The sequence below is a fragment of the Marinobacter sp. genome (assembly GCF_048266785.1).
In the GTDB taxonomy this organism is placed as follows: domain Bacteria; phylum Pseudomonadota; class Gammaproteobacteria; order Pseudomonadales; family Oleiphilaceae; genus Marinobacter.
Window position 1 is genome coordinate 1 of record NZ_JBLWYX010000002.1, and the last position, 25,559, is coordinate 25,559.

Consider the following 25,559-nt stretch of genomic DNA (forward strand, 5'->3'; position numbering starts at 1 on the left):
ACATTCAATGACGGCATGCCACCTGTGGTCGCGGAAGAAAAACTTAAAATACTGTCCGGGATTAGTTGACCACTACACTATGCCAATCGAAAAGAACCAGGTGGTCTTGTTTCACTACAGCGTCACCCCGGAAAAAGCCTACGGCCAGCGCAAGGCCACGCGCATGGGCCGGGTGGGCATCATTGAAGGATAATCGGTAGCTGAAGCATGCAAATCGGCGTCATCGCAGACACCCACAGCAAAATGCGTCCCGAAGCCCTGGAGGTGTTGAAAGGTTCGGACTTGATCCTTCACGCCGGTGACGTCGGGCGGGACGAGGTTCTGGAAGCGCTGGAGGCGATCGCGCCCGTGGTTGCGATTCGCGGCAATATCGACAAAACAGGTCGTGCAGCGAATCTTCCCGATGTTCAGGATTTGGAATTCCTCGGCCACGCTTTCTTCATGCTCCACGACGTCAAAACCCTCGACATCGATCCGCAAGGTCGTTACCGCGTGGTGATCGCCGGCCATTCCCACAAACCCCGTAACGAGTGGATCGGTGACGTGCTTTACTTCAATCCCGGTGGCGCCGGGCCCCGGCGCTTTACTCTGCCGATCACGGTAGGACGGCTGGAGGTGAAAGAAGACGGTGTGGTTGGGGAAATTATCGAACTGCCGGTTTGATGAATTTTAAGAACCAGTACGGACACACTGAGGGCATCAACCGGGGTTATGCGGAAGCTCGGTCGTTTTCTGCGGTTTCCAGTTTCACTCGAAAACCGCAGGCTGCGGCGTACTTGCTGAGCGTTCCCCAGCTAGGGTTTCCCCGGCCACGCTCAAGTCTGGAGATGTTGCTTTTGCTCGTTCCCAGTTTCTTTGCAAGATCCTCTTGGGTAAGGCCCGCTTTCGTTCTCATGGTGATCAATTGGTCGATCAGGCTAAATTCTTCCTGAAGGGCATCGTACTCTTTACGCACTTCAGGATTTTCAAGTGCCTTCTGCTTAAACTGTTTGAAGCTCATAACTTTTTGACCTCCCTCAAACGCTCTTTTGCTAGCTCTAGGTCTTTCTTCGGTATTTTTTGATCTTTCTTCACAAAGACATGGAGAATGATGATTTTCCTATCCTGCATATAGCAGAAAATACCTCTCCCGATGCCTTCTTTAGCTTTTGCGCGGATCTCGAACAACTCATCACCAAGTGACTTGGTGTGTGGCTCCCCAAGGTTCGCTCCGTGCTTTTCCATCAATTCCATTAGCCGGATCATTCTTGCCTGAATCTTGGGCGGCATCCCGGCCAATTCTTCGTCTACCTTTCTGTAGAATTCAATGTCCCAGTCCATGGGTGCTCCGTATTTTTTCGTTATCATATATGATAACTCCAGCTATGGGAAATATCTTGAAAAACCGCGACGGATTTATTTATGCAGAGGATGGAAAATCTCAAAGTCGATGATTGCGTTGGGCGGGGCGAACTATGCTTTGGATGCTATTCGCATAAGGGGGCACTCAAGATAGACGGTGATATGGTGCGCAAGATGAGTTATGAGGAATAAGCCCATGCGCAGACTATTCTTCGGACTGGAGATTCCCTCTCAGATCAAAGGTCGTCTGATGAAGGTCAGGGCAGAGGTGTCAGGTGCGAAATGGCAAAGTGCTGAGCAGATACACATCACTTTGCTGTTCCTTGGCGACGTGGAAGAAGAACGTCTATCGGCGGTGTGCGAGGCTGCCCGCAATATTCCCCTGGCGCCTTTTGAACTGAGTGTTACGGGGCTGGGTTGTTTCGGTCAGCCTTGTGCCCCTCGAAATCTTTGGGCGGGAGTCCAGCCGGCGGCTCCCGTTGCCAGTCTCCATAGCGAGATTAAAGGCCAAATGGAGAACCTTGGATTGATAACTGAAAGTCGGGCATTTCGTCCCCATATCACCTTGGCCAGATTCAAGCGCCAGCTCGGTTCGGTTCAGGGCTTGCTGGCCGAGTATGGGGAAACGGCTTTCGGGTCGTTTCAGGTGGATCAGTTCATACTCTTTGAGAGCGAACAAGGCTCCGGTGGTTCGGTATACACGGTGATTGAACGCTTTCCTTACATGACTCGCGCCATGTGATCGTCGCCAAGGTTGGTCACCGAAAACCGGGACAGATTTATTTTCCAGTTTCCGTATTGTTCCTGGCAGGCCAGCAATTGCCGGCGCCGGCCTTAGCGAATTTTTAGCAGTGCATCTTCGATGTCGGTGCTGTCTTCTGGGCGGACGACCCGCGCTATTTCTTCACCATCCTTCAAAAAAATCAGGGTCGGCCAGAGCTTAATGCCAAACGTCCGCCCCAATCTGCGGCCTTTGCCATCCTCAACCTTCACATGCGGAACGTCTGGGTGATTGTCCATTGCCGCCTTGATGTCCGCCTGAGCACCCTGGCAGATCCCGCACCAGTTGGTGCCGAATTCGATCACCATTGGGCCCGTGCTCTGGTTCAGCTCATCACGGCTCAGGGTTTCGGGTGTATATCGGCTGGTGTACGACATGGTGTCTCCTTGTTGGGTTATCCGTCTGGAAAATAAATCTGTCCCGGTTTTCTGTGTCCCGGTTTTCTGAGGTCGTCGAGTGTTAGTGCTCCTTTAATCGGGCAACCCGGAACGCTTCTCTGGTGTCATTTCCTTTTCCCACTCAGCTTCGTCGCCCGGCGCTGGCAGAAACCGGCCAAACTCGATCATCTGAGTGGCTGGAATGTCCTGCAGATAAATCCAGACGTCCTCAGCCGTTATGCCCGTGATTTGCACTACCTTTTCAAGCATCTGGCTCATCAGGGCCTGCTTGACCTCGGTATTGCGGCCCTCGCGTACCAGGCCGTGCACATACACCTGGGGCGCCGAGTTTACGCGGCCACCGACAAAGTGCTCGCCCTCGTTGGTCGCAAAAAACAGAACCTGGGCGAAGAAACGGGGCGCGCCGGTTTGCGTGTGATGGGCCGTTGTGATGGCCTCCGCTATCTGTGATTTCTGCTGCAGCGACAGGGAAAGATTCGCGACCGTTACAGTGTAAGTGGGCATTGGGAAGTCCTAACGAGCGTTGCATGTATGCATGAGTCTGGCCAAGATGGAAAGTGGGGTGGCTTGTTTCACTATAGCAACGCTTGTCAGCATGGCCACGCGCATGAAAAACCGGGACAGACTTATTTTGTGCACACTGGTTTTTTGCCTTGGGCTGTCTTTGTCGAAAATGGTGTTCAGCAATCCGTTAGGGCTTCTGTTTTTTTGACGTTATCAGCCCATTTCGAAAAATATCTATCAAACAAGAGCTATCAAACAATCATGACGAGAAAGACATTAGGTTTAACCCGAAAACGAAATAAAGACGCTAAACCAGTGGCTGAGGAAGCCGAAGCTATGGTTGAGGTGGAAGGTGAGGCCGATCCACAAAAACGTTTTTTAAATGCTGTGGCCATCAATCCAACGCCGGGGATTCGCTTGGAGTCAGGTTCAGAAAAACTCACGGTGCGCGCGATGGATTTGATCACGCCGATTGGAATGGGGCAGCGAGGTTTGATAGTTGCGCCGCCGGGGTCTGGAAAATCGACGATTCTGAAACATATTTGCCAGGCGGTGGGAAAGGCGTATCCGGAGATTAAACTTTACGCGTTATTGATAGATGAGCGACCCGAAGAGGTCACTGATTTCAGGCGTAGCGTCCCGGCTGAGGTACACGCTTCTTCTTCGGATGAAAGCTATGCTCATCACGTTCGCGTTGCCGATGAACTTCTTGATATCGCCCGCCAACAAGCGGGCGAGGGTCATAACGTCATGATTGTGATTGATTCTCTCACGAGGCTTTCGCGTGTGCATAATGCGGAGCGAAAGAGCAGCGGTCGTACTATGTCTGGCGGGGTGGATGCTCGAGCGATGGAGATTCCGCGGAGGTTGTTTGGCGCTGCACGAAACATTGAGAATGGCGGCTCGCTGACCATTTTGGCAACCGTTTTGGTGGATACCGGCAGCCGTATGGACCAGGTTATCTTTGAGGAATTTAAGGGCACGGGGAACATGGAGCTGGTTTTATCGAGAGACGTTGCGAATCAGCGAATCTTTCCCGCGCTGGATATTTCGAAAAGCAGTACACGCCGTGAAGAGCTGCTGTTGGATCCAAAAGATTTGGACAAAATAAGAGCATTGCGCCGGGCGCTTGGCGGTCTTAAACCGCTAGAGGGCACAAAAAAGTTGGTTGAGCTGCTTGAGAAGTACCCCACAAATGCCGAGCTTCTGAAAAACATCCCCGGGCCAGGATGATGATGCGTGTGAGTGATGACCTCGGGAAAACCGGGGCAGATTTATTTCCCTGCTATTCCTTAAGCCGGACAAGCAACCGGCCATCCTCAACCTGGACATAATCCACACCCGCTGCAAAGGATTGCCAGAATCCCGGGTTGGCGCCGAACTCGTTAACCAGGTCCACATTCTTGAGGTTACCCAGCCAGGCATTCGGAATGGGTACGCCCATGAGGCTGACGCCCTTTAACTTAACCAGGGGTCGACCGTTGGCAAAGGACAGTTCCACACCGGCATTTACTCGCAGGGTTCTGCCACCGAGTACAGGGAAGTCCTCTTCAAGAGGCACCAGAAGGAGGGCGCTCAGCAGACTGTCCGAAAGGTCGACTGCGAGTCTCTGAGCCAGATCGGTGTTATTGGCCAGCATGCCGTTGAGTTCCCGCTCGCTGAAACGTACCTCCCGGCTGGCGCCTTCTTCACTGTAGGGTACCGGCTGCAACGGGCGGCCAGGTTCACCGCCTTGGGTATCAATGCCCAGAGTATTCAGCTTGTTGTTGAGTGAATCCTGTTCACTGGCATTCAGGGTTACGGGTTCGAAGTTCTCAGGAAACACATAGTGGCTTAACCACCAGTAACCAACGCCGACGGTGGCAACGATGGTGAGCAGCACAATGCCAAAGACATGCAAGCCACTGAAGCCCTTCTTTTCGGGTGGCGGCGCTGATGCTGTTTTATCCTCGGTTGTCTTATTCATTGCGAATGTCACCTGATTGCAGTTTGAAACCGCTTTGACGCGGTCTTTAGAACAATACCCTAGCTTGAGGTGTTTTTCGTCCCGGCTTTCTAATGTGGGCCGTTTTGTTGTGCTAGGTGATGCTGTGGACTGGCATTGGTGTATCTAATTAAGTGCACGAGCGTCTTGTTCAGGACCGATTCATGAGGAGTGTGTCTCTCTTGCATTTTTGTAACCTTTTGAAATATAAAAATATGTAAAGTTTGCTTCGCGTGTATTTCTGATATTCTCGAATCGTTCAAAAAGCTGACAAGTGCCTGATGGGACGATGGTGAAAATGGGATTTACATCAATGAAAATGAAATCGCTGCTCGTTTTTTTATCTCTGAGTGCCACCTCACTGGGTGCCGTTGCGGATGACACAGCCGACGCCGCGCTGGGTGGCGGTATTGGCGGAGCGATTGGGGCTGCCATCGGCAACGAGGTAGGTGGCAGAGATGGTGCGATTCTCGGGGGTGCCGTCGGTGCGGCAACGGGAACGGCCATTACCACCAAAGATCAGAGAGAAGACTATTACGATCATGATCGCCGCCGTGATGACTACGACGATCACCGGTCTTACCGTAAGTCTCGTGGCCATTTCTGCCCGCCGGGTCAGGCGAAAAAGGGCAACTGCTGAAATGCACAAGCCTGCAGTGAGGGCTGGCGGAATCCGGGGAATCCGGCGCGGAATCCGGGACAGATTTAATTTCCGCGGGAGTTCTGGCGCGACCGGTTTCCTTCTGTCGCCTCACGGCTCAGGACAGAACCTGGCCGCCGTCCACCACCAGCGTCTGGCCGGTCATCCACCGGGCCAGATCGGAGGCCAGGAACAGCGCCACGTCGGCGACTTCCTCCGGCGTGCCCAGGCGCCCGAAGGGAATACCCCCGCGAATACGCTCGTATAGCTCCGGATTGTGCTGACGGGCCTGATCCCAGACGCCGCCCGGAAACTCGATCGAGCCCGGGGCAATGCCGTTAACCCGCACTTTATGCGGGGCCATGGCCACCGCCAGGCTGCCGGTGTAGTGAGCGACGGCCGCCTTGATGGCCGCGTAGGGGGCGGTGCGTGTCGAGGCGTGCAGGGCGGCGATGGAGGCAATGTTAATGATCGTGCCCCCGCTCTCCTTAAGCGCTGGCAGACAGGTATGGCCGGCGCGAACCGTGCCCATCAGATCCACTTCAACGCTGCTCAGCCAGCCTTCTTCGTTGTCCTCTCGCCCGAACGCCGAGGCGCAATTGACCAACACGTCCAGGCCACCCAACTCGCCCATGGCGCTCTGCAGATATGTCTCCAGAGCGGCCTTGTCGCCGATGTCGCAGGGCAGCACATGCAGCTCCAGCCCCTCGCCTGTCACCTCTTCCGCCAGAGCGTCCAGGGACGCCTGCCCGCGCGCGCACACGGAAACGCTGGCACCGGCTCGGGCAAACCCCAACGCGATGGCCCGGCCAATACCCTTGCTGCCGCCAGCGACGATTACGCGCCGGCCGTGGAAATTAAACGTCATTGAATGCTCCTGTTTTCCCATTAGATTTGGTCTCGCCTCTGGTCGCGCCAGTGGCTCGAATCTCCAGCTACTTTACGCCGAACCGGCGGTCGTGGCAGCCCGATTCCAGGATCTGGGCTGCGCGAACGATGCTTTGGATACTATTCGCTGAAGGGGGCGCTCAAGATAGGACACGATAACCGGGACCACGATAACCGGGACAGATTTATTTTTGCAGTTTCGTGAGGCGATCGCGCCGGTGGTTGCGATTCGCGGCAATATCGACAAAACAGGCCGTGCAGCGGATCTTCCCGATGTTCAGGATCTGGAATTCCTCGGCCACGAGGAAAACCGGGACAGACTTATTTTCGCGGCTTCTCTGATGACTTGGAGCTGATTTGAATCACTATCAACCCTCTCCGCACTTCGGTTAGTATCGGCTGCCATCGCACAGAATGGATTCTGTGTATCAGAAGCAAGGAGACGCTGATGCCAAGACAGGCCAGGGTGATTGTGCCCGGTTTTTCCCACCATATTGTTCAACGCGGTCATAACCGCCAACCGGTGTTCGTCGAACGCCGTGATTTTGAGTACTACCTGGCGAATCTTCAGGAATGGAAGCAGGTCTATGAGCTGGATGTGTTCAGTTACTGCCTCATGACGAACCATGTTCATCTGGTTGTTCAAGCGAACGACAACCTGTCCGCAATTCCTCAATTGATGAAACGTCTGGCTGGTCGTCAGACACGCTTTGTGAACGCCATCGAGAAACGCAGTGGTTCACTCTGGGAAGGACGCTATAAGATTAGCCCGATTGATACAGACGCCTATCTGTTGGCTTGTTGTCGCTATGTGGAACTCAATCCTGTTAAAGCAGGGATGGTGGATAAACCTGAGTCGTATGAGTGGTCGAGCTATTCTGCGCGGGTAGGGGAGTCGCATTGCCATTGGCTGGATGAGCCCGACACCTTTCGGGCACTGGCAGGCAGTCACCAAATGAGGGTTGAGGCCTATCGGCAGTTTGTTGGGCAGGAAAATGGTTCGCCGTCAGATGAATTGATTCGCGCGGCGATCAATAGCAACAAGCTGACTGGCGGCAACAAGTTCGTCGATGAAATTGAAAACCGTATCGGTATCAGAGTTGAAACCCGCAAGCCGGGAAGGCCGACAACTAAAAAATAGATCTGTCCCGGTTTTCCCGCGAATCACTTTGGCGGCCACACTTCCCCGTGCTGCATTAACCGAAATTCCGACTCCGTGAGGCCTTGCCTCTCAAGTGCCAGCCGCAGCGGCCGATGGGAAAAACCGGGACAGACTTATTCTCAGACGTCTCAGGAGGCACGACGAAAAATAGATCTGTCTCGGGTTCAAGAGATGATCCTTACTGAACGTCATAGACCTCAATGATGGTATTGGCCAGCTCAAGGTCATTCTCGTTTGCCAGCGCAAGCTGGTTCAGTGCCCGGATGGTGGTGTCATTTTCCGAGGCGTCGATACCCAGCAATTGAAGGATGGTGTCCACCTTTTCACCACCGCCGCTCGCGAGGTTGTGGCGAAGCTCACCGCTGAACGCAATGATGATTTCCTTGATCTGTCGCGGTTTGGAGGTCGAGATTCCCGTTGGGGTGTCAGGCTTCAGGGTGACGAAGTATTGGTCCGGGGAAAACTCGTGAATGGCACCAGAGGCGCCGTCCGTGGTGGAACCTATTAGGCCCCCAAGTACGATATTGCCGAAAAACCACGGGTTGGTTGTGGTCGACAGCTGAGCGGTGTAGGTCTTGTAGCCTTCCTTTTCAAAAGTGATGGATTGGTTGGAGCCGCGGTCCACCGGCACGGTGAAGGGCGTTTTACCGAGCGCACGGCCGGAGACGGTAACGGTGGCTTCCTGCGGTTCGCTGTTGAAGGTGAGTTTTTGATCGGTTCCGGACACGATCGATGCGCAGCCGGTAGACAAGAACGCGACGGCGGCCAGTGTGAGTAGTAGCGGGTACTTCATGATGCTTCCTTGTAATCGTGCGGGATTCCAGTGGGGGGGTTATTGCCCCAGGGAGATGTCACCGGGTTGGATCTGGAGTTTGGAGAGTTTTTCCAGCAGGCTCTGGATGTTGGCTTTTCCCGAGCCCTCGTTGGCCAGTCTCAGGCGCTTGATGGCGGCAAAGGCATCGCCAATGGTGGCGGTGTAGGGAGCGACAATGGTTTCGTTCATGACCACGGTGCCGTTATTTTCACGGTCGGTCAGGATGTACTTCACGTGGGTGGTTACCTCGAAGTCCAGCCCGAACATGGGTTGGTCTACTTCCAGCAGGAGAGCTTCAAGCTGGAAACGGCCATTGCCGGACAGCAGTCCTTGCTTTCTCAGGCTTTGCTGGAGGGCGCCTGCAAAGGCGTCATTGTCAATCTCGGAGGTCCAGGCGGGGTTCGTTTCTTTGCCTCCGGACACGTTGGTCACATCCACATTGCTTTCCAGGGCTGTGTCGTAGGCCTTCACTGGCCCCTCATACACCATGTTGCCCATTTTTGCGCCGGAGGCGCAGCCAGAGAGGTAGAGTATCGCGGCCAGTATTGCTAAAACCCTTGCGCTTCGCACAGTAGATTCCTTCTTACTTATTTGATTATTTTGGGTATTCCTTGCCGATGAGCTGGAGCTCATAGCGGCGCACCATGGTAGCCGAGCGTTGGTGAGCTTGCTATAAACTGGGGGGGGTAGACGGAGTAAAACTTTGTGAAATCAAAGGAGTTCGGGAGCCAACGGATGAAATCTGTCCCGGTTTCCCAGTGGTATGGTGCGTAAGATGAGTCATTATGAATAAGCCCATGCGCAGACTATTCTTCGGACTAGAGATTCCCGCTCAGATCAAAGCTCGCCTGTTGAAGGCGAGGGCAGAGGTGCCTGGTGCCAAATGGCAAAGTGCTGAGCAGATACACATCACTTTGCTGTTCCTTGGCGACGTGGAAGAAGAACGTCTATCGGCGGTGTGCGAGGCTGCCCGCCATGTTCCACTTGCGGCTTTTGAGCTGAGCGTTACGTGCCTGGGGTGTTTTGGTCAGCCTTGTGCCCCCCGAAATCTTTGGGCGGGAGTCCAGCCGGTGGCTCCCGTTGCCAGTCTCCATAGCGTGATTAAAGGCCAAATGGAGAACCTCGGATTAACAACGGAAAGTCGGGCATTTCGTCCCCATATCACCTTGGCCAGATTCAAGCGCCGGCCCGGTTCAGTTCAGAGCTTGCTGGCCGAGTATGGGGAAACGGCTTTTGGGTCGTTTCAGGTGGTTCAGTTCGTACTCTTTGAGAGCGAACAGCGCTCCGGTGGTCCGGACTATCGAACCTCCCATTTCGCAATGTGGTATAGGTATTTACCAAAGCATCCCGATCGTTGGACAATTTCAAATACCGCGACAAATGGTGGGTTATCGATATTGGCGGCAACAATTTACGGCTGATTGCCTTCATTGAGTTTCGTGATAACCGCATGTACGTGAAACATATTTGCAGTCATGCCGAGTACGACCGGCTGACTGATAAATATAGGCGCACTCGGGAGTGAGGATTATGTTATCGCCTGCTTTTGTTCAAATTAGAGACGCGCTGGCTCAGGCGCCATTTGTGGCCCGTATTGAGACTCAGGATGACTATGAGCGTGGGTTAGAACTGATGGATCAGTTGGTGGAAGATTATGACGACAATAAGCCTTTGATTGAGGTTCTGGCCGTCAGCATTGAACGCTGGGAGGATCAGGCTGGCGGATCTGCCAGAGCTGGGGTCAAAGGGCAATGTGAGCAAAATTCTCAATGGTGCCGAAGGAAAACAGCTGACTCGTAAACACATGGAAGCGCTTGGCAAGCGGTTTGGGGTGCCTCCGACATTGTTTTTCTGAGCGAAATCGGTATTAATCGGGGGGATTACCATCTCGCTATAGGTTAAATAATAATCACTCCGGGCAGGTTTCGATACTTCATTTTGCCCACTATACTGACATTTGATGAATGTAAAGGAGTACGTGGAATGAACAGGATCGCAATCACCTTATTCTCAGCTCTGTTGATCGCGCCAGTAAATGCGTTCGCCGAGAGCATGATGACAGATGCCCCTGCGAATGCAGAACTGTATTTTGTTCAACCAAGCGATGGTGCAACGGTTGAGGGCACCTTCAAAGTAGTGTTTGGTCTGCGGAATATGGGCGTCGCGCCTGCGGGTGTCGAGAAAGCGAGTACCGGGCATCACCACTTGTTGATCGACACTGAGGTGCCGTCCGATTTGAGCAAGCCGCTTCCAGCCACCGATCAAATCAAGCATTTCGGTGGGGGGCAAACAGAAACAGAGATTACGCTGCAGCCTGGCGAGCACACCTTGCGGTTGTTGCTTGGCAATTATGCGCATGTGCCGCACAGTCAGCCGGTTGTCTCTGATCAGATCACGATCACCGTTGAATAACTGAGCTCGGGGTGGAACGGCCGATGGGCTCGGATATTCGCGCGCGGCTTTAACCAACGCATCAGATTGATTTTCTGAGGGTCTTTCAGGTTAAATCGGTTCTGCTTTAGAGAAAAAAACCGAACCGCCGCACGCAGTTGCTCGTAAGGCACGATGAATCGAGTCTATTGCGGTTCTACCGGCAAGGTGCAGCGAAAGGATTGCCAAGGCTTGATCAACTGATTCGTTTTTACGTGCAGATTATAGTCGTGCTCCTCTCCGCACAGCTCAACGAATAGACCCCGGTAGTCAGCATTCAACCAACTTGGCTCGATCTCAAGCTTCATCAATGCTTGCAGCATACGCTCGACTTGTCGCCAGCCAAATGGCGGGTTCTTGATCAAGCCCATCGCAAGCGAAACCTCGCAGAATATGAAGGCGATATCGACGTAGACGAAGCGTTGGTGACAAGTCTCATGGAGATAACAGAAGAACTCAGGCGAGCCGTGGTTGCACTTACTACAGGATAAATCTTACGAGTACCCATATTGGGTAAAATAATGCCCAATATGGGTAGTTTAGTAGCCCCGTCTGTCAATTGGCATCTGAGACCTGCTCCATAACCGGGACTTTGTGCCACGTCGAGCGATCCATCCAGGGGTCGCGCAGGCCAATGTGCCCGATCCCGGGTAATTTGACGGCCAAAGCCAGAGGGTCAATACCAATATTGAGGCCGAGTATGTTCAGTTCAACACCTTCCCGGATACTCGCCATAAGGCCGAAATAACCATTGAGGGAGAACTGGTAGCCCGAACCGCTGGGCGCTTTCGCGAATACTCCGTCAGCGAGATAGTCTTTTCCGATGGCAATGTTGGGCAGAGCAACATCCAGTTCGGGTACCTGCCGGATTACCCAGGCTACAAAGGTATTGCTGTTAGGCCCGGGCCAGGCTTTGTATTCATTCGGGAAGGGGTAGGCGTCGATAGCTGTCCGGATATTGATGATGGCGGCGTCGGCTTTCTCACCACGGAGATCTGCCAGCAACATCGGCGGGTTGCCATACCAAGCGGTATCCGGCTCACCGGGGCGGGACCGCACCGCCTTAGAACCCCAGCCGGTGACATCGTGAACCTCGTAGGTGGATGCCCCGCGCACCTTGGTCGCAATCCAGGTATGGACCGCAAAGTTTCCGCGCCAATTATAAGCGCGGGCACCATAAACCTGCACAATGGCTTCTTCGGTCTGGCCGGGCAGTGGCGCAATGCCTGCGCTGGAGCGATCGGTGTCACGCCAGCTCTGGCCAGACTGACTACTGCAGGCCGCAATCAATGCGGGGCCTGCCAGCAGAACCAACAAAAATACTGTGGTTCTGATGAGCCATTGAAGGGGGTTAATCATTCTAGGGGTACCTCGGACTGCATGCATTGGTTGGTGGTCAAAACCCAATCAGTATACGTCTCATATAATCTCAAGTATCAATGCGAAGCCTTACCGACAGCTGCTATTAAGGCTTCCGGCGGCTCAAAGAGGTGCCGGGGTCAGCCTCTCCCTCCGCCCCTGGGGGCTAAAACTGGCGGAATGGAGGAAACCTGATACGCTTCATTTGCCGCAGCTGATTCTGCGGCAAGGCGCGAGCGAGCGGTACCCAAAGAAAGATAAAAATAACGCAGCAAGGAGCTACACCATGTTAAACGTCAGGTTTAATCGTACACCTCTTGCCATTGCAGTGGTCGCAGCAGCGACCGGCCTACCTGTCTTCGCCGCTACCAGCGTTGATACCTACACCCTTCGAGAAGCGGTTACTGTTGATGGTGTTCGCAGTCACCAGGCTGCTTTCCAGCAAGCGGCCGATGCCAATGGAGGAACCCGGGAAGCGTCATCGCCCGGCTATCAAGCCTCGGTGGACTACGTCGTCGAGCGGATGAACTCGGCAGGGTATGACGTAACGATTCAGGAGTTCGACTACCCATTCTTTGAGGAAAATACTCCCGCCATTCTAGAGCAGATATCCCCCAACCCGATGGCCTATGAGTATTTCGGTACCGCTGGCTTTGCCACCATGACTTATTCCGGCAGTGGCGACGTGACGGCAGTCGCTGAGGGTGTGGATTTGGCTTTACCGCCCGGAACCGATGCCGACACCTCGACCAGTGGCTGTGAGGCAACGGATTTCTCCGGGTTTACACCCGGCAACATCGCGGTGGTCCAGAGGGGCTCCTGCTCATTCGGGCAGAAGGCACAGAATGCCGAGAACGCCGGTGCTAGCGGAGTTATTATCTTCAATGAAGGCCAGCCCGGGCGTACCGAAAACTTTCTGGGAACGCTCGGTGGCCCTGGCTTAACTGTTCCGGTGGTTGGGTCTGCCTTCGAGGTCGGCGTTGAGCTGGCCGCCGGCGGTGTTGAAGTGAGGCTCCTGGTAGATGCCAGTTCGGAATTCCGCACCACATCGAATGTTCTCGCCGACTCTCCCGAAGGCCGGGACGACCGGGTGGTGGTGGTGGGTGCGCACCTTGATTCGGTCGCCGAAGGCCCCGGTATTCAGGATAATGGCAGTGGTTCGGCAGCCATCCTCGAAACGGCTATCCAGATGGCAAACCAGCAAATCAGCCCGAGAAATCAGGTTCGCTTTGCCTGGTGGGGTGCGGAAGAAGCCGGCTTGCTCGGAGCGCAACATTACGTTGATCAGTTGACGCCGCGAGAAATCAAGGACATTGCGCTGAACCTGAATTTCGACATGATAGGCTCGCCGAATTTCGTTCGCTTTGTCTATGATGGTGATGGCTCTGACACACCCCTGGCAGGCCCCAACGGTTCAAAGACGATCGAAAGTGTTTTCCTGGAGTATTTCGAAAGGATGTCCTTGCCCGTTGAGGCTACGGCATTCGACGGTCGCTCCGACTACGGACCTTTTATCGAAATCGGAATTCCTGCAGGCGGGCTTTTCACCGGCGCGGAAGGGATCAAATCACCTGATGAAGCCGCTCTATACGGTGGTACAGCCGGTGAGCAATACGACCCCTGTTACCACCTTGCCTGTGACACCTTCGATAACATTAGTCTGCAGGCACTCGACGAGATGTCTGATGCCGTTGCACATTCGGTGATGACCTTCGCCATGACCACTTCTTCGGTTAACGGAACCGATAAAGGTAAAGGGCTTGGTAAGATCAAGAACGATATGGAATATCGTGGATCTCGTCTGGTTAAATAAAGCTGCAATATGATGGCAGGCGATCAGGGATGGTCGCTTTGCCACTGCCTCGCGCATAGAGCGGGAGCTCGAGGATTCCCTGAAACGGCTTCAGACGGACAAGACACGTTTGCCCGCGAGAGGAAAACCGGGACAAGAGGAAAACCGGGACAGGTTTATTTCTTGATGGTTGCACACCGACATCGAACGCCTTGCCAATGTTGGAGTAATCGCGGCTACGGTTTTGGCGTCTGGTTGTGCTCACCGCGTCGCTGATCTGACGGTCGGCAGCACCAAAAACTACAACATCAATTCAGCAAGTTTTCTGAAAGGTGATCGGGTAATCGGTGAGGACATCGTTGCCGTTGTCCTGTTTCCGCTCGGTATTCCACACGTAAAGACAGCTGTAGATGATGCTATTGAAAAAGATCGGTGCGCCGTTGGACTGACTGACCTGGTCATAACCAGCCTGCAGCAGGCGTTCTTGGTTGGTCGGATAGGATTCCGTGTGGAAGGGAATCTGATTATCGATCAGGAAATCGACGGTTGCAGCGGACGCGCATAGGCTAAATTCTTACAAGCTAGGTACCTGGAATTGCTTTGGCCGTCAGCTTTTGTCGGCCTTTTACTAGTGGACGTGAAGACTGGGGCACCTCTGTTTCTCGGCCATGATGGCCTGATGTTCCATTGGCGAGGAGTTACAAAAATCCTAAGGCATCGAATCAAAGACTGATTTATGTTCCACGTCAGATTGATTCAAGGGTGCATAACAAGGATGTCTGAGAAATGGATTTGAGCCCGGTTTACCAGCCCCTTATTGCTGCACTCTGGTATCTGTTACCTCTTGCCATCATTGCGGGCCTGGTCAAATCGCCCTGGTTCAAGGGAGAAGTGAATTGAACCAGAAAGGGTTACTCACTGCATGGAATGATGCCAAGGGGTTTGGTTTCATTACTCCTGAGGGCGGTGGTGAGCGAGTCTTTGCTCATATCAGCCGTTATGCAGGCCGGGGCCGGCCGGTTTCTGATCGCAAGGTGGCCTATAGTATCACGAAGGATAGCCAGGGCCGGCCGAGGGCAGGGCGGTTCCAGTATGCTGGAGCGGCAAAGGTTGGCGCCTGCATTGCTCCGGGAGTCTGGGTGGCCGCTGCTGTTGTGCTGGTGTTTTTCACCATTCTGGTTGGTCTGTTCCATCGAGGTTATCTGCCAGTCTTTATCCTGGCTGCCTACGGCGGGGTGAGTCTGGTGTTGTTTGTGATGTACTGGATCGATAAGCGGGCGGCGCAGCGGGGTGGGCAACGTACGGCTGAGAACACGTTGCATCTCTTTGAGCTTTGTTGCGGCTGGCCCGGTGCACTTATGGCCCAGCAGGTTTTTCGGCATAAGACGCGAAAGGGGAGCTATCAGTTCGTTTTCTGGCTGGCGGTCGTCGCCAATCTGGGCGCTCTGGGTTGGCTGCTTGTTGCCCCGGAAGCGAGCACTTTGCGACAGCAATTGGATTTTGATTTGTTGAACTCTTTGCGGCCGCTTATCTGGTAGCTGACAAAGGAAGATAAATCTATCCGGTTTTTCCTATAATGGCGTATCCCGAACCATCGCTGAGAACTTTATGCCAATCGAAAAGAATCAAGTGGTCTTGTTTCACTACAGTGTCAGTGATGACCAAGGCAAAGTCGTTGAAAACTCCCGTGGCGGCGAGCCGAACGCTTACCTGCATGGCCACGGCGGCGTTATTCGAGGTCTGGAAGAAGCCCTGGACGGTCGCGACGCCGGCGATACGTTCAGCGTTACTGTCACTCCGGAAAAAGCCTACGGTCCGCGCAAGGCCGATGCTATACAGCGCGTGCCGATCAAGCATTTGGTCGGTGCCAAACGCTGGAAGCGGGGCATGGTCGCCCAAGTGCAAACCGAGCAGGGCCCGCGCCATGTGATCGTCGCCAAGGTCGGCCTCAAGTTTGCCGATGTCGACACCAACCATCCGATGGCCGGTAAAACCCTGACCTTCGATGTCGAGATCCTCGAAGTACGCGCTGCCAGTCCGGAAGAGATAGCGCACGGCCACGCGCACGGGCCGGGTGGGCATCATTGACCGATAATCGGTAGCTGAAGCACGCAAATCTGTGTCATAGCGAAAACCGGGACAGATCTGATTTATCTGCGAACAAAAAGGCCGGCCCATAACCTGGCCGGCCTTTTGTTCTAAGCAAGGTTTGCGTATGGCAGCCTAGCGCCCTCCAATTGCGCCATCACGGCGCATGTCGGCTCCGCCAACAAAACCGCCCGGGGTGACCTGTATCAGGGACAACCCGCTGGTCAGGGTCGTGATGCCAACCGCATGCCCCCGGCCTTCTTCCAGATCGGACTCAAGTGCAGCGACATCATAATCCAGCGTCACGCCCGGGATGGGTGCCTCTAGAACGGTTGCTGAGGTAGAACTGCTGCTGTTCGTATTCTGGTAATGAGGCACATTGATGGCTTCCTGTGGGTCAAGTCCAAAATCAAACACTCACTGGAGTCAACGCCGGGCCTGGTGGGTATCATTGAACGATTTGAGGCCCTCAATCTCTCCGTGGGGTAACGCGCAGTGTTTAAAAGGTTAACGAAAGCCGCACATCCAGCCCTCGTGTTTTCGCTCTTTATGATTGTTGCGAACTCAGGTTACGCAAAGATTTATAAATGGGTGGATGAAGACGGAAAGGTTCATTTCAGTGACCGAAAAGACCATAGCGTTAAGCAGGAAGAGGTCGACGTGAAGCCCGGCACGTCGAAGTGGTCGCGTTTTGATATCGACATTAAAACCGTAGACGTTGAGCTGAGTGACGAGGAAAACCAGCAGATTGTTGACGGCGTGAATAATGTCTACGAATTTTTTGATCGTGTTATGTCCTTTGACATATACAGAACGGTGCCCGTCAATATCCTGATTTTCAGAGATGAGGCTGAATACCAGAACTACCTGATTCGTAATAATAGAGGCATGTCGGTTGCTTCGTACGGCCTGTATATACCCTCTGAACATCAGATTGTCGTTTATGTGCGGGAAAACAGAAGCCTCACCTTCAAAACGATCAAGCACGAGGTGAGTCATGCGGTTGTTGATTCCATCGTTCCCTATGCGCCTGCCTGGTTGCATGAGGGGCTTGCCGAGCAGATGGAAATGCTGGAGCGTGATGAATCGGGTTTGTATTTTGAACGTCACCCGGAAAATCGGTGGGTTGTCGCTCAAGCCCGTGAACAGGGCCGTTTAGCGGACATCGACCAGTTTTTGAAACTACCCAGTAATAAGTGGCACCATTCAGAGAGGTCCGGGAACGGGAGCCTTCGGGCTCAGGCTGGCCAGTTCGTGTATTTCCTGCTCTCCAAACCGACTAGTCGTAACTTTGTGGTGCGGCTAATGCACAACTTTAACCGGGGTGATCGCACCCTCTCGTATTACCTGGTGGATGATAATTACATTGGCGGTGTAACCATGTTGGGGCTGGACTGGAGGCGTTGGTTGCACGATCAGGGTGAGGGGATTGTCAGGCTTTAGCTTTCTGAGAAACCAGAAACCGGGACAATAGAAACCGGGACAGATCTATTAATGACGCCTTCACGGTTGGCAGCCCTGCGCTGCAAGATAGGCCGGTCGAGTGACCGGCCTATCTTGACCTCAACCAGCGGAAGCCTGGATTTGGTGGACATCGTCACTGCTTAGGGGTTTGCCGCCGATTCCCCATTCCCCCTCACTGACTTCATTGATGACTACCCAGGTCAGCCCTCGCATGGCTTCGCCTTCAATGCCCACCATGGCGTCGGTGACTTTCGCGATCATCTCCTGCTTCTGCGTTTTGTCGAATACGTTCTCAATCAGGTTGATGGTGACTAATGGCATGGTTGTGCTCCTTTCTGTGGTTGAGAGCCTCCCTTGATGGGTGGCGTGTAGAACAACTTGAGATCAGTCTACGAGGTTGCGCCAAGCCGTACTTGAGGAAGGTGTGAGGAATATGTGGAGAATCTCGGGGTGTTGTCTGCTAATTTAGAAAGCAGCTAGCCATAGCGGAACGGATCCATGATTTTCAGTTTTTCTGATTTTCAGCTGGACACCCATCAGCTCCAGCTGCGTCGCGCCGGCGCAGCCCAGCCCCTGGAGCCCCTTGTCTTTGATTTGCTGACCTATCTGGTAACTAATCGCGACCGTGTCGTAAGCCGGGCGGAACTGCTGGACCAGCTGTGGTCGGGCAAGGTTGTCAGCGAGTCCGCCTTGAGCAGTGCCATCAAAGCTGCACGTCACGCCTTGGGGGATAACGGGAAGACCCAAGCCTTTATTGCCACATTCAATCGCCGGGGCTATCGCTTTGTGGCAGACATGGATTCGCCCGAGTCGCTTGCGCAGGCCCGAGGGGATGATGTCATGCAGCAGAGCGCTGCCGAGGCGCATCAGGAGCTGGCCGCCGCGTGCCTGTTTTCGTCCCGCAATGAACGGGAGAATGAACAGCCTGTGCTAACGGTGCTTCCGTTTTCTCACGGCGTGGGCGTTGATCAGACCGCCTGGATAGCGGAAGTGCTCTGTGAAGACATCAGTATTCACCTGGCCCGCATTCCGGGCTTTTTGGTGCTGTCTCGCAATACCGCATCTCAGTATCGTCAGCGGGAAGTGAGTGTTCAGCACATCGCAAGAGAGCTGGGTGTGGACTACGTCATCGAAGGCTCGGTGTGGCCCATGGGTGACAACCTGCGAGTTGGAGTCCAACTGCTGGATGCGGCGAGCGGCAACATGCTCTGGTCGGACCGGAAACTGATCGCAGCGGAAAGCCTGAACGTGCTGGAAGAGGAGGTGGTGCGCGAGATCGTGAGCCGGATTGAGCCCCAACTCAATCGGGCTGAGCTGATCCAGCTCCGAAAACGACGCACGGTGGATCTGGGCGCCTGGGCATTGTATCGACAGGGACACGCCATTCTCGGCCAAAAAGGCTGGAGCGAGGAGAGTTTTACAGAAGCTGCAGATCTTCTGCGACAAGCGATCCAGAGGGATCCGGAACTTGCGTTTGCCCACGCCTATCTGGCCTTGATTATCGCCATTGGTCATCTGGTGGGGCTCATCCGTGGGCATGAATGGCTCGTTGAGGCCAGCCAATCCGCCGAAAAAGCCGTGGCTCTGGACGGGCAGGATACTGATGTTCTGGGCTATGCCGGCTGTGCGTTCGCCGATATGGGGGACCTGCAACGGGGCGTCGGCATGTTACGACGAGCGGTGGAACTGGACCCAAGTAACGCTCAGGCAATGACCGCACTAGGGGCGGCCATGATTCGCCAGGGCGATGTTCAAGGCATCGACTTTATGCTCCGCGGCATGAAGATCAGCCCGCGTGATAATCGTCGCTCGGCGTGGGGCGCGTTACTCGCTCGGGGAATGCTCAACTTCGGCCAGATTGACAAGGCCATTCGGACAGCCAGCGATGCCTGTCGTTGTGATGACCGAATTTTCCTCCCCAGAGTTGTTCTCGCCATTGCCTATGTGCATGAAGGTAACCTTCCTCGGGCAGTTGATGCCTTGAGCGATGCCCGTCGTATCCGGCCGACTCTGGGTCAGAGAGACATCGCGCGCTTTGCCAGTAGCGCCGAAATGCTGTTATTGCAAAAAGGAGGGTTGCTGGCCGGGCTGGCGTCGTAGAAGCACTCGACTGTGCCGGCCAAAAACGGGCATCAGGTGACCTTCGCCAGTGTGCAGTCGGTATCGGCAAATCTGGCTCAGTTCCGGGATGAATACTCGTTTGTGATGTTTGGCCATGATCCCTTCTATCAGGGGAATGCGGTTAATGCTCTGGGTATGAAGCCAAAGCTGATACAGCTTGAGCATGATGAACTGACCAACAAAGACCACTGGCGGGCAACCCAATATGGCCACGGGCAGATAGAACATCCATGAGAACGCATACTGAAAAGCGCTCTGGCGGAGTGCTGTGGTGAGGTTATATTCCTCGCCCCGGCAACTTGCCCAACATGCTTATTTGAACTCGCAGGCACAACCGGTCTCGTGACAGCTGACACAGCATAAAACCTGAACCGGAGTCAGCCTCGGTGACGCTGGGCCCCGCAGCTTCAGTTCGGTTCTAATCCCGGTTTTCCCATTTTGGTTTTTCGAGTGTGGTTTTCGCTGCCTGTTCTAAACTGAAATAACGACCAGATGTTGTTGGCCGGGTAAAACATCGCTTAACGACCAAAACGTTACAGACTGGCTCAGCACCGTGCTCCGGGAGGGGCTTGAACCGCCGGGCCCGCCGAATGTTGAGACCATCACGGAAGTGCTGAGTCAAAACGGCGTTACCTTGCACTTATAAGAAACCGGGTAGGCTGGCTAGTGTTCGCTGCGACCGCGTTGCCAAGGGCTCTGTGGAAGACTGGATTGGATGTCCGGAGGACGTGAACGAGGCCAGACAGATGAAACCACTCTTTTTGATCATTGCTTACCTTGTTGCTGTCACATTGCCATTGATCTTGTCCGCGTGGGTCGGGGGGGCGCCTCGCCAGTTCCATCAGGAACTGGCATCTGGCCTTGGCATCCTGGCGTTCTCCATGGTTCTCATGGAATTCATCCTGTCGGGTCGTTTCAAGGCCATTTCAAATGGCGTCGGGCTGGACGTAACCATGCGGTTCCACCAGATGATGGCTCGCACAGCATTGGTTTTTGCGTTGCTGCACCCGTTTCTTTACCAGGGAACACCGTCGGGTGGGCAGCGGCCGTGGGACCCGGCGCGCGAATTGACGATCACGACCGATTTTTCCGCTCTGTCGACAGGCATTGCCGCCTATCTGCTTCTTCCAAGTCTTGCTCTACTGGCCATCGGGCGCACCCAACTGGACTACAAATACGAGACATGGCGCCTTTTACACGGGATCGGCGCTCTCTTGATCGCAACTCTACTGTTGCATCACACCGTGTACGCAGGGCGTTACGGATCGCAGCCTGTGATGACCTGGGTGTGGCTTGCAATGACTGGAGTGGCTGTAGGGTCGCTACTCACTGTTTACCTGCTGATTCCCCTTCGGCAGAAGGCACGGCCCTGGCGCGTGACTTCCATAGCCCAATTGACGCCAAAGCAATGGGAATTGACCGTAAAACCGGACGGTCATCGTGGTCTTGATTACAAGGCAGGGCAATTCGTCTGGCTGAATGTAGGCCACAGTCCATTCTCGATGAAAGAAAATCCGTTCTCCATTTGCTCGGCGCCGGCGGCTGGGTCGGAGATATCCCTGATGATCAGAGAGCTTGGCGATTTCACACGAACAATTGGCCAGATAAAAACCGGAACAGTCGCCTATCTCGACGGCCCTTATGGCAACCTTTCCGCCGATGGTCGTGCTGAACCCGGGGTTGCTCTTATCGCGGGTGGCGTTGGCCTTGCTCCGCTGCTGGGCATGCTCAGGCAAATGCGCCTGATCGGCGATTCGCGCAAGGTGAAGTTGATCTATGGAAACCGGGTGATCGATCAGATTGCCTATCGTGATGAGCTGAATGCAGACGACGTAATCTACGTGCTGTCAGAACCGCCAGAAACCTGGCAGGGAGAGACAGGCCTCATAGATGCAGCGCTGATGGATCGTGTCTTTTCAGAGAGGGAGTTCAGCGAATGGGTCTTTGTGATGTGCGGCCCGGTGATCATGATGGATATCGTCGAAGATCACCTGATCAATAGGGGCACGCCCTCTCATCGTATCCTGTCGGAGCGTTTCAACTATGACTAATCCAATCAAGCGTGTGAGTCCGCGGCGACAGGTTTCTTTGATCATCTGGGCTCTGAATATCACATTGTGCTTTACCCTTCTCGTTTTTGTGTTGCGTTAATTGATGGCTTGGGAAAACCGGCGCCTATCACTCCAAACAATTATTTCCTATTTCGAATATCATGAATACTTGAAGTTGGTTAGTAAGCCAAAAGTTAACTTGGAGATTATAATGAGCAAGACCCCCGTAAAAGCGACATTAACGACTGCCATGATTGAGAAGCAGACTGCTGCGTTTTTAAAGTCCGGCGGCGCTGTTGAGTATGTTGGCAAGGGTAAAAGTGGGCAATTCGCCTCTACAGGCTCAACGCAGGTTAACCCGAAAGTTAGCTGAATATCAGAGCGGATTACGCGTTGAAAGGTGTCAGGCCGGGCACAAGGTTATTGATCGGCAGAGTTGCCACAGGCGAGGGGGTGCATGCATTTCTTCCAGCCAGAAGGCCAACTGTTCTGAGGAACTGGCGTAAACAATTCGACCAAGGCCAACCCAGCCGTGGGCGGCTGCACACATCGGGCAGTGCTCGCCAGAAGCGTATACCGTACAGGCCGCACGCTCATCCGGCGTCATGTTGGCTGCCGCCCAGCGCCCGATTGCAAACTCCGGGTGTTGAGTGTTGTCGCCGTCAGCCGTCCGATTATGGTCCTCGTATCTCACGGCGCTTTGTGGAGGTCAAATGAGACCGGGGGCATAATTTGCTAGTATGACCGCCTTTCCATCCGGATAGCGATTAAGCGCTGCAACATGAATGCTCCTTTTAAACTGCGGCCATACCAGCAGGAAGCCGTTGACGCCACCTTGAAGCACTTTCGCAAATCGGACGAGTCTGCCGTTATTGTGTTGCCGACCGGTGCGGGTAAAAGCCTGGTCATTGCCGAGTTGGCCCGCCTTGCCCGGCGGAAAATTCTGGTGCTTACCCACGTAAAAGAGCTTGTTGAGCAGAATCACGCCAAATACCAGAGTTATGGATTAACCGCCGGCATCTTCTCCGCCGGGTTAAAACGTAAGGAAAACCGGTATCAGGTAACCTTCGCCAGTGTGCAGTCCGTATCGGCTAATCTGGACCAGTTCAGCGATGAATACTCATTGATCATCATCGATGAGTGCCATCGGGTCAGCGGTGAGGAGAGCAGTCAGTATCAAACGATTATCGAGCTGCTACGGCAACAGAATGACTCCCTAAAAGTGCTCGGGCTAACCGCCACCCCCTATCGTTTGGCCATGGGCTGGATCTATCGCTATCACTACCGGGGTTTTGTCCGTGGCCGTAGTGAAGATAGTAACGAGCAGAACAAGCCCTTTGTGCATTGCATTTATGAACTGCCGCTCAGTTACATGATCAATCGGGGCTATCTCACCAGACCTGAGTTGGTTGACGCGGCGGTGGCGCAATACGATTTCTCCGCGCTGTCTCAGGATCGCTTTGGCGAATATGCCGAAAAAGACGTTAACCAGCTGCTGGGCAAACACCAGCGTGTGACCCGTGCGATTATTGAGCAGGTGATGGAGCTGGCCGTTAAGCGCAACGCTGTGATGATCTTTGCTGCAACGGTGGATCATGCGACGGAGATCACCGGCTATTTGCCGGAACACCAAACCGCTTTGATTACCGGTGCTACCGATTCGAATGAACGGGACCTGCTGATTCAGCGCTTCAAACAGCAGCAGTTAAAGTATCTGGTGAATGTGTCCGTGCTCACCACGGGCTTTGATGCGCCCCATGTAGACTTTATCGCCATTCTTCGCCCTACCCAGTCGGTCAGCCTGTATCAGCAGATCGTGGGTCGCGGTCTTCGTTTGGACGAAGGTAAACAGGATTGTCTGGTGATTGATTACGCGGGCAACAGTGTCAATCTGCATCACCCGGAAGTGGGGGAGAAGAAACCGAACCCCGATAGTGAGCCGGTGCAGGTATTCTGCCCGGGCTGTGGTTTTGCCAATATTTTTTGGGGCAAAACAGACGGTGAAGGCCGTGTTATCGAGCACTACGGGCGCCGTTGTCAGGGGCTGCTGGGGCCTGCTGAAGAGAATGGGCGCCCTGAACAGTGCGATTACCGCTTCCGTTTCAAGGAGTGCCCCCACTGCGGTGCCGAGAATGATATTGCGGCCCGGAACTGCCACCAATGTAAAAAAGCCATTATCGATCCGGATGATCAGCTAAGGGATGCCCTGAAACTCAAAGATGCCATGGTGATCCGTTGTGCCGGGATCACGGTAAGCGCCCATCACGGCAAAACTGACAGCAAAAACGAGAGCAAATTGAGAATTACCTATCACGGTGAAGATGGGGAAGAACTCAGCGAGTCTTTTGATTTCAGCAAACCGGCACAGCGCAACGTTTTCAACAAACTGTTTGGGCGGCGCTTGGCGAATAGCCAGGCCCCGCAAGCGTTCAGCAGGATTGAAGAGGTGCTTGAGATGCAAGCCTTAATGCCAGCACCGGATTTTGTCATTGCCCGCAAACAAAAGCACTACTGGCTGGTGCAGGAACGGATCTTTGATTATCAGGGTAGCTATCGTAAGGCGTATGAAGCGTAAAGCCTGTTAAGGGTTAAGCCTGATGCCTTAATTGCCACGCGTCAGTGCGGCTTCTCCCGGTCATGCTGGCGCGGCCATCGTTGCTGTCCACCGAGTATGCGTGCTTCCTGAGCAGGTGGCGTTTCGGCCTGGGAATGAAGGGCGCGGTCCAGGCGTTGCAGGGCTTCGTGCATCATCCCCTGGATCTCAAGCAGCGCTTTCGTGGGATTGCTAGCCAGTAGGCGGCGGCTATCAATGACGAACTGCAACCCGCGCAGGCGGTTCTGGCTGAATTTGCTGCTGCTGCGGATACAGTCTTCTATCAACTCCGCCCGTAATCGTTCGAACTCCTCCGGGTGGTTCTCTGAAAGGTTTCTGAGCTCATCGAATGTAGGCTTGTCCATAATGTTTCTCCCGGGAAACCGCCGATGGATTCGCTCCTGTGTATTACCAAGTTATAGTCGGGAGAAGGCGACAGTGCGTTAAAATTAGGACATGTAATTGACCATGGCCCGGAGCTATGTTCGGATAATTTGAGGCTAAGTGCTGTGATGAGGAAAAATGGAATCAACTCAAAGCAAAGAAAAGGAGAACATAATGCGCACTCAACTGATTCGTAAATTGGGCGTTCCCCTATTGGCAGGGAGTATGGTTTTAAGCTTTTCCGCGTCCGCGACGGAGGGTTTGTATTCGGTCGAAGCACTCCTGGATGCCGATGTCTATGATGCTGATGGCCAGGAAATTGGTGAAGTAGAGGACATCCTGTTAAGCGACGATATGTCGATTCATTCGCTGATCATCGAAACGGGTTCACTACTGGGATTGGGGGGCCGCGAGGTAGTAGCCGAGCGTGGAACTTTTACCGTCAGGGTGGAGCTGGAGGACGACAACGAGGCCTTTGACGATATTGACTACGAAGTGCATATGGAAGCCACTCAGGATGCTGTAAAGGCGCTTCCGGAATACAACGAGGGATGGTGGAACCAGACCAAGGAAAGCCTCAGTCAGGCTTGGGAGAATACGAAAGATACCAGCCAAAGCGCTTGGGAAAGCACCAAGGAAGCAACGTCTTCGGCATGGCACAACGTGCGTGAGGGTGTCGATAGCATGGGCGACAAAGCAAAAGAAGCAACCAACAACAACTAGTGCCGCGTCTTTCATGACACCTCAACTTCTCGAACCGGCCGG

General features: G+C 54.0%; 35 protein-coding genes and 1 pseudogene. 22 read left to right on the plus strand and 14 right to left on the minus strand.

Features of this window, described 5'->3' with window-relative positions:
* Both ACN0V1_RS03390 and ACN0V1_RS03395 read left to right on the plus strand, forming a co-directional pair.
* A pseudogene (locus ACN0V1_RS03390) lies at positions 1-193 on the plus strand (hypothetical protein); the annotation flags it as partial.
* 14 nt (positions 194-207) lie between these two features.
* Positions 208-663 (plus strand): metallophosphoesterase family protein, encoded by a 456-nt coding sequence (locus ACN0V1_RS03395; RefSeq protein ID WP_417543652.1) that lies wholly within the window; start codon positions 208-210, stop codon positions 661-663.
* A gap of 46 nt (positions 664-709) precedes the next feature.
* Here the strand turns inward: ACN0V1_RS03395 and ACN0V1_RS03400 are convergent, their stop codons facing one another.
* Positions 710-1,000, minus strand: coding sequence for a helix-turn-helix domain-containing protein (locus ACN0V1_RS03400; protein ID WP_417543653.1), 291 nt, complete (start codon positions 998-1,000; stop codon positions 710-712).
* The gene (locus ACN0V1_RS03405; protein ID WP_144778183.1) at positions 997-1,320 is read right to left on the minus strand and encodes a type II toxin-antitoxin system RelE/ParE family toxin; all 324 of its coding nucleotides are present in this window, start codon (positions 1,318-1,320) and stop codon (positions 997-999) included. The genes ACN0V1_RS03400 and ACN0V1_RS03405 overlap by 4 nt, the downstream gene beginning before the upstream one ends.
* Before the next feature lie 217 nt (positions 1,321-1,537).
* On the opposite strand from ACN0V1_RS03405, the gene thpR (ACN0V1_RS03410) reads away from it, so the two are divergent.
* On the plus strand, positions 1,538-2,083 hold the full coding sequence (gene thpR / locus ACN0V1_RS03410) for an RNA 2',3'-cyclic phosphodiesterase (protein ID WP_417543654.1): 546 nt from the start codon (positions 1,538-1,540) through the stop codon (positions 2,081-2,083).
* A gap of 92 nt (positions 2,084-2,175) precedes the next feature.
* Here thpR (ACN0V1_RS03410) and ACN0V1_RS03415 read toward each other — a convergent pair whose 3' ends face one another.
* Positions 2,176-2,499, minus strand: a complete 324-nt coding sequence (locus tag ACN0V1_RS03415; RefSeq protein ID WP_417543655.1) for a thioredoxin family protein — start codon at positions 2,497-2,499, stop codon at positions 2,176-2,178.
* A 93-nt stretch (positions 2,500-2,592) separates the two neighbouring features.
* Positions 2,593-3,024, minus strand: a complete 432-nt coding sequence (locus ACN0V1_RS03420) for a tautomerase family protein (protein ID WP_417543656.1) — start codon at positions 3,022-3,024, stop codon at positions 2,593-2,595.
* Between the two features lie 27 nt (positions 3,025-3,051).
* On the opposite strand from ACN0V1_RS03420, the gene rho reads away from it, so the two are divergent.
* Positions 3,052-4,257 (plus strand): transcription termination factor Rho, encoded by a 1,206-nt coding sequence (gene rho / locus ACN0V1_RS03425; protein WP_417543657.1) that lies wholly within the window; start codon positions 3,052-3,054, stop codon positions 4,255-4,257.
* Between the two features lie 52 nt (positions 4,258-4,309).
* Here rho and ACN0V1_RS03430 read toward each other — a convergent pair whose 3' ends face one another.
* Positions 4,310-4,990, minus strand: coding sequence for an arginine N-succinyltransferase (locus ACN0V1_RS03430; RefSeq protein ID WP_417543658.1), 681 nt, complete (start codon positions 4,988-4,990; stop codon positions 4,310-4,312).
* A gap of 331 nt (positions 4,991-5,321) precedes the next feature.
* Here ACN0V1_RS03430 and ACN0V1_RS03435 point away from each other — a divergent pair, with 331 nt between their 5' ends.
* A complete protein-coding gene (locus tag ACN0V1_RS03435) occupies positions 5,322-5,648 on the plus strand; it encodes a hypothetical protein (RefSeq protein WP_417543659.1) in 327 nt (108 codons plus the stop codon).
* A gap of 118 nt (positions 5,649-5,766) precedes the next feature.
* Here ACN0V1_RS03435 and ACN0V1_RS03440 read toward each other — a convergent pair whose 3' ends face one another.
* Entirely contained in the window at positions 5,767-6,516 is a 750-nt protein-coding gene (locus ACN0V1_RS03440; protein ID WP_417543660.1) for an SDR family NAD(P)-dependent oxidoreductase, read from the minus strand.
* Between the two features lie 211 nt (positions 6,517-6,727).
* On the opposite strand from ACN0V1_RS03440, the gene ACN0V1_RS03445 reads away from it, so the two are divergent.
* Both ACN0V1_RS03445 and ACN0V1_RS03450 read left to right on the plus strand, forming a co-directional pair.
* On the plus strand, positions 6,728-6,892 hold the full coding sequence (locus tag ACN0V1_RS03445) for a hypothetical protein (RefSeq protein ID WP_417543661.1): 165 nt from the start codon (positions 6,728-6,730) through the stop codon (positions 6,890-6,892).
* 92 nt (positions 6,893-6,984) lie between these two features.
* A complete protein-coding gene (locus ACN0V1_RS03450) occupies positions 6,985-7,677 on the plus strand; it encodes a transposase (RefSeq protein WP_417543662.1) in 693 nt (230 codons plus the stop codon).
* Between the two features lie 199 nt (positions 7,678-7,876).
* On the opposite strand, the gene ACN0V1_RS03455 is transcribed toward ACN0V1_RS03450, so the two are convergent.
* Entirely contained in the window at positions 7,877-8,491 is a 615-nt protein-coding gene (locus ACN0V1_RS03455) for a PEGA domain-containing protein (protein WP_417543663.1), read from the minus strand.
* 39 nt (positions 8,492-8,530) lie between these two features.
* Complete coding sequence (locus tag ACN0V1_RS03460) at positions 8,531-9,082, minus strand: hypothetical protein (protein WP_417543664.1); 552 nt, start codon at positions 9,080-9,082, stop codon at positions 8,531-8,533.
* Positions 9,083-9,297: 215 nt separating this feature from the next.
* On the opposite strand from ACN0V1_RS03460, the gene thpR (ACN0V1_RS03465) reads away from it, so the two are divergent.
* The 4 genes from thpR (ACN0V1_RS03465) to ACN0V1_RS03480 all read left to right on the plus strand — a co-directional run bounded on the left by thpR (ACN0V1_RS03465) (position 9,298) and on the right by ACN0V1_RS03480 (position 10,924).
* Complete coding sequence (thpR, locus tag ACN0V1_RS03465; protein WP_417543665.1) at positions 9,298-9,933, plus strand: RNA 2',3'-cyclic phosphodiesterase; 636 nt, start codon at positions 9,298-9,300, stop codon at positions 9,931-9,933.
* A complete protein-coding gene (locus ACN0V1_RS03470) occupies positions 9,867-10,037 on the plus strand; it encodes a type II toxin-antitoxin system HigB family toxin (RefSeq protein ID WP_417543666.1) in 171 nt (56 codons plus the stop codon). Before thpR (ACN0V1_RS03465) ends, ACN0V1_RS03470 begins: the two co-directional genes overlap by 67 nt.
* A gap of 5 nt (positions 10,038-10,042) precedes the next feature.
* A complete protein-coding gene (locus ACN0V1_RS03475) occupies positions 10,043-10,312 on the plus strand; it encodes a hypothetical protein (protein ID WP_417543667.1) in 270 nt (89 codons plus the stop codon).
* 183 nt (positions 10,313-10,495) lie between these two features.
* The gene (locus ACN0V1_RS03480; protein ID WP_417543668.1) at positions 10,496-10,924 is read left to right on the plus strand and encodes a DUF4399 domain-containing protein; all 429 of its coding nucleotides are present in this window, start codon (positions 10,496-10,498) and stop codon (positions 10,922-10,924) included.
* Between the two features lie 164 nt (positions 10,925-11,088).
* Here ACN0V1_RS03480 and ACN0V1_RS03485 read toward each other — a convergent pair whose 3' ends face one another.
* Together ACN0V1_RS03485 and ACN0V1_RS03490 are read right to left on the minus strand one after the other, a co-directional pair.
* The gene (locus tag ACN0V1_RS03485) at positions 11,089-11,313 is read right to left on the minus strand and encodes a hypothetical protein (protein WP_417543669.1); all 225 of its coding nucleotides are present in this window, start codon (positions 11,311-11,313) and stop codon (positions 11,089-11,091) included.
* A gap of 184 nt (positions 11,314-11,497) precedes the next feature.
* The gene (locus ACN0V1_RS03490; protein ID WP_417543670.1) at positions 11,498-12,301 is read right to left on the minus strand and encodes a DUF3750 domain-containing protein; all 804 of its coding nucleotides are present in this window, start codon (positions 12,299-12,301) and stop codon (positions 11,498-11,500) included.
* 286 nt (positions 12,302-12,587) lie between these two features.
* Here ACN0V1_RS03490 and ACN0V1_RS03495 point away from each other — a divergent pair, with 286 nt between their 5' ends.
* The 4 genes from ACN0V1_RS03495 to ACN0V1_RS03510 all read left to right on the plus strand — a co-directional run bounded on the left by ACN0V1_RS03495 (position 12,588) and on the right by ACN0V1_RS03510 (position 16,181).
* Positions 12,588-14,114 carry a M28 family metallopeptidase gene (locus ACN0V1_RS03495; RefSeq protein ID WP_417543671.1) on the plus strand — a complete coding sequence of 509 codons (1,527 nt, stop codon included), beginning with the start codon at positions 12,588-12,590 and terminating at the stop codon, positions 14,112-14,114.
* A gap of 169 nt (positions 14,115-14,283) precedes the next feature.
* Positions 14,284-14,658, plus strand: coding sequence for a hypothetical protein (locus ACN0V1_RS03500; protein ID WP_417543672.1), 375 nt, complete (start codon positions 14,284-14,286; stop codon positions 14,656-14,658).
* Between the two features lie 331 nt (positions 14,659-14,989).
* Complete coding sequence (locus ACN0V1_RS03505; RefSeq protein WP_417543673.1) at positions 14,990-15,631, plus strand: DUF1294 domain-containing protein; 642 nt, start codon at positions 14,990-14,992, stop codon at positions 15,629-15,631.
* 70 nt (positions 15,632-15,701) lie between these two features.
* Positions 15,702-16,181, plus strand: a complete 480-nt coding sequence (locus ACN0V1_RS03510) for an FKBP-type peptidyl-prolyl cis-trans isomerase (RefSeq protein ID WP_417543674.1) — start codon at positions 15,702-15,704, stop codon at positions 16,179-16,181.
* A 135-nt stretch (positions 16,182-16,316) separates the two neighbouring features.
* Here ACN0V1_RS03510 and ACN0V1_RS03515 read toward each other — a convergent pair whose 3' ends face one another.
* Positions 16,317-16,559 carry a hypothetical protein gene (locus ACN0V1_RS03515; RefSeq protein ID WP_417543675.1) on the minus strand — a complete coding sequence of 81 codons (243 nt, stop codon included), beginning with the start codon at positions 16,557-16,559 and terminating at the stop codon, positions 16,317-16,319.
* 171 nt (positions 16,560-16,730) lie between these two features.
* Here ACN0V1_RS03515 and ACN0V1_RS03520 point away from each other — a divergent pair, with 171 nt between their 5' ends.
* On the plus strand, positions 16,731-17,624 hold the full coding sequence (locus ACN0V1_RS03520) for a DUF4124 domain-containing protein (protein WP_417543676.1): 894 nt from the start codon (positions 16,731-16,733) through the stop codon (positions 17,622-17,624).
* 120 nt (positions 17,625-17,744) lie between these two features.
* On the opposite strand, the gene ACN0V1_RS03525 is transcribed toward ACN0V1_RS03520, so the two are convergent.
* Positions 17,745-17,966 carry a tautomerase family protein gene (locus tag ACN0V1_RS03525; RefSeq protein WP_417543677.1) on the minus strand — a complete coding sequence of 74 codons (222 nt, stop codon included), beginning with the start codon at positions 17,964-17,966 and terminating at the stop codon, positions 17,745-17,747.
* 177 nt (positions 17,967-18,143) lie between these two features.
* Between ACN0V1_RS03525 and ACN0V1_RS03530 the strand changes: the two genes are divergently transcribed.
* The 4 genes from ACN0V1_RS03530 to ACN0V1_RS03545 all read left to right on the plus strand — a co-directional run bounded on the left by ACN0V1_RS03530 (position 18,144) and on the right by ACN0V1_RS03545 (position 22,190).
* A complete protein-coding gene (locus tag ACN0V1_RS03530) occupies positions 18,144-19,745 on the plus strand; it encodes a winged helix-turn-helix domain-containing protein (RefSeq protein WP_417543678.1) in 1,602 nt (533 codons plus the stop codon).
* A gap of 12 nt (positions 19,746-19,757) precedes the next feature.
* Positions 19,758-20,000 carry a hypothetical protein gene (locus ACN0V1_RS03535; RefSeq protein WP_417544058.1) on the plus strand — a complete coding sequence of 81 codons (243 nt, stop codon included), beginning with the start codon at positions 19,758-19,760 and terminating at the stop codon, positions 19,998-20,000.
* Positions 20,001-20,512: 512 nt separating this feature from the next.
* Complete coding sequence (locus ACN0V1_RS03540; RefSeq protein WP_417543679.1) at positions 20,513-21,817, plus strand: ferric reductase-like transmembrane domain-containing protein; 1,305 nt, start codon at positions 20,513-20,515, stop codon at positions 21,815-21,817.
* Positions 21,818-22,028: 211 nt separating this feature from the next.
* On the plus strand, positions 22,029-22,190 hold the full coding sequence (locus ACN0V1_RS03545; protein ID WP_417543680.1) for a hypothetical protein: 162 nt from the start codon (positions 22,029-22,031) through the stop codon (positions 22,188-22,190).
* A gap of 30 nt (positions 22,191-22,220) precedes the next feature.
* Here ACN0V1_RS03545 and ACN0V1_RS03550 read toward each other — a convergent pair whose 3' ends face one another.
* Positions 22,221-22,511, minus strand: a complete 291-nt coding sequence (locus ACN0V1_RS03550) for a hypothetical protein (protein ID WP_417543681.1) — start codon at positions 22,509-22,511, stop codon at positions 22,221-22,223.
* A gap of 87 nt (positions 22,512-22,598) precedes the next feature.
* Between ACN0V1_RS03550 and ACN0V1_RS03555 the strand changes: the two genes are divergently transcribed.
* Positions 22,599-24,392, plus strand: coding sequence for a DEAD/DEAH box helicase (locus tag ACN0V1_RS03555; protein WP_417543682.1), 1,794 nt, complete (start codon positions 22,599-22,601; stop codon positions 24,390-24,392).
* 41 nt (positions 24,393-24,433) lie between these two features.
* On the opposite strand, the gene ACN0V1_RS03560 is transcribed toward ACN0V1_RS03555, so the two are convergent.
* Positions 24,434-24,775, minus strand: coding sequence for a DUF3135 domain-containing protein (locus ACN0V1_RS03560; protein WP_417543683.1), 342 nt, complete (start codon positions 24,773-24,775; stop codon positions 24,434-24,436).
* Positions 24,776-24,968: 193 nt separating this feature from the next.
* Between ACN0V1_RS03560 and ACN0V1_RS03565 the strand changes: the two genes are divergently transcribed.
* Entirely contained in the window at positions 24,969-25,517 is a 549-nt protein-coding gene (locus ACN0V1_RS03565) for a PRC-barrel domain-containing protein (RefSeq protein WP_417543684.1), read from the plus strand.
* Positions 25,518-25,559: the final 42 nt, after the last annotated feature.

Bases quoted from the DNA above. Each gene is read 5' to 3' on its own strand.
- ACN0V1_RS03395 (WP_417543652.1), top strand. From the start codon at position 208: ATGCAAATCGGCGTCATCGCAGACACCCACAGCAAAATGCGTCCCGAA.
- ACN0V1_RS03400 (WP_417543653.1), bottom strand. From the start codon at position 1,000: ATGAGCTTCAAACAGTTTAAGCAGAAGGCACTTGAAAATCCTGAAGTG.
- ACN0V1_RS03405 (WP_144778183.1), bottom strand. From the start codon at position 1,320: ATGGACTGGGACATTGAATTCTACAGAAAGGTAGACGAAGAATTGGCC.
- thpR (WP_417543654.1), top strand. From the start codon at position 1,538: ATGCGCAGACTATTCTTCGGACTGGAGATTCCCTCTCAGATCAAAGGT.
- ACN0V1_RS03415 (WP_417543655.1), bottom strand. From the start codon at position 2,499: ATGTCGTACACCAGCCGATATACACCCGAAACCCTGAGCCGTGATGAG.
- ACN0V1_RS03420 (WP_417543656.1), bottom strand. From the start codon at position 3,024: ATGCCCACTTACACTGTAACGGTCGCGAATCTTTCCCTGTCGCTGCAG.
- rho (WP_417543657.1), top strand. From the start codon at position 3,052: ATGCATGAGTCTGGCCAAGATGGAAAGTGGGGTGGCTTGTTTCACTAT.
- ACN0V1_RS03430 (WP_417543658.1), bottom strand. From the start codon at position 4,990: ATGAATAAGACAACCGAGGATAAAACAGCATCAGCGCCGCCACCCGAA.
- ACN0V1_RS03435 (WP_417543659.1), top strand. From the start codon at position 5,322: ATGAAAATGAAATCGCTGCTCGTTTTTTTATCTCTGAGTGCCACCTCA.
- ACN0V1_RS03440 (WP_417543660.1), bottom strand. From the start codon at position 6,516: ATGACGTTTAATTTCCACGGCCGGCGCGTAATCGTCGCTGGCGGCAGC.
- ACN0V1_RS03450 (WP_417543662.1), top strand. From the start codon at position 6,985: ATGCCAAGACAGGCCAGGGTGATTGTGCCCGGTTTTTCCCACCATATT.
- ACN0V1_RS03455 (WP_417543663.1), bottom strand. From the start codon at position 8,491: ATGAAGTACCCGCTACTACTCACACTGGCCGCCGTCGCGTTCTTGTCT.
- thpR (WP_417543665.1), top strand. From the start codon at position 9,298: ATGAATAAGCCCATGCGCAGACTATTCTTCGGACTAGAGATTCCCGCT.
- ACN0V1_RS03475 (WP_417543667.1), top strand. From the start codon at position 10,043: ATGTTATCGCCTGCTTTTGTTCAAATTAGAGACGCGCTGGCTCAGGCG.
- ACN0V1_RS03480 (WP_417543668.1), top strand. From the start codon at position 10,496: ATGAACAGGATCGCAATCACCTTATTCTCAGCTCTGTTGATCGCGCCA.
- ACN0V1_RS03485 (WP_417543669.1), bottom strand. From the start codon at position 11,313: ATGGGCTTGATCAAGAACCCGCCATTTGGCTGGCGACAAGTCGAGCGT.
- ACN0V1_RS03490 (WP_417543670.1), bottom strand. From the start codon at position 12,301: ATGATTAACCCCCTTCAATGGCTCATCAGAACCACAGTATTTTTGTTG.
- ACN0V1_RS03495 (WP_417543671.1), top strand. From the start codon at position 12,588: ATGTTAAACGTCAGGTTTAATCGTACACCTCTTGCCATTGCAGTGGTC.
- ACN0V1_RS03510 (WP_417543674.1), top strand. From the start codon at position 15,702: ATGCCAATCGAAAAGAATCAAGTGGTCTTGTTTCACTACAGTGTCAGT.
- ACN0V1_RS03520 (WP_417543676.1), top strand. From the start codon at position 16,731: ATGATTGTTGCGAACTCAGGTTACGCAAAGATTTATAAATGGGTGGAT.
- ACN0V1_RS03525 (WP_417543677.1), bottom strand. From the start codon at position 17,966: ATGCCATTAGTCACCATCAACCTGATTGAGAACGTATTCGACAAAACG.
- ACN0V1_RS03530 (WP_417543678.1), top strand. From the start codon at position 18,144: ATGATTTTCAGTTTTTCTGATTTTCAGCTGGACACCCATCAGCTCCAG.
- ACN0V1_RS03540 (WP_417543679.1), top strand. From the start codon at position 20,513: ATGAAACCACTCTTTTTGATCATTGCTTACCTTGTTGCTGTCACATTG.
- ACN0V1_RS03545 (WP_417543680.1), top strand. From the start codon at position 22,029: ATGAGCAAGACCCCCGTAAAAGCGACATTAACGACTGCCATGATTGAG.
- ACN0V1_RS03555 (WP_417543682.1), top strand. From the start codon at position 22,599: ATGAATGCTCCTTTTAAACTGCGGCCATACCAGCAGGAAGCCGTTGAC.
- ACN0V1_RS03560 (WP_417543683.1), bottom strand. From the start codon at position 24,775: ATGGACAAGCCTACATTCGATGAGCTCAGAAACCTTTCAGAGAACCAC.
- ACN0V1_RS03565 (WP_417543684.1), top strand. From the start codon at position 24,969: ATGCGCACTCAACTGATTCGTAAATTGGGCGTTCCCCTATTGGCAGGG.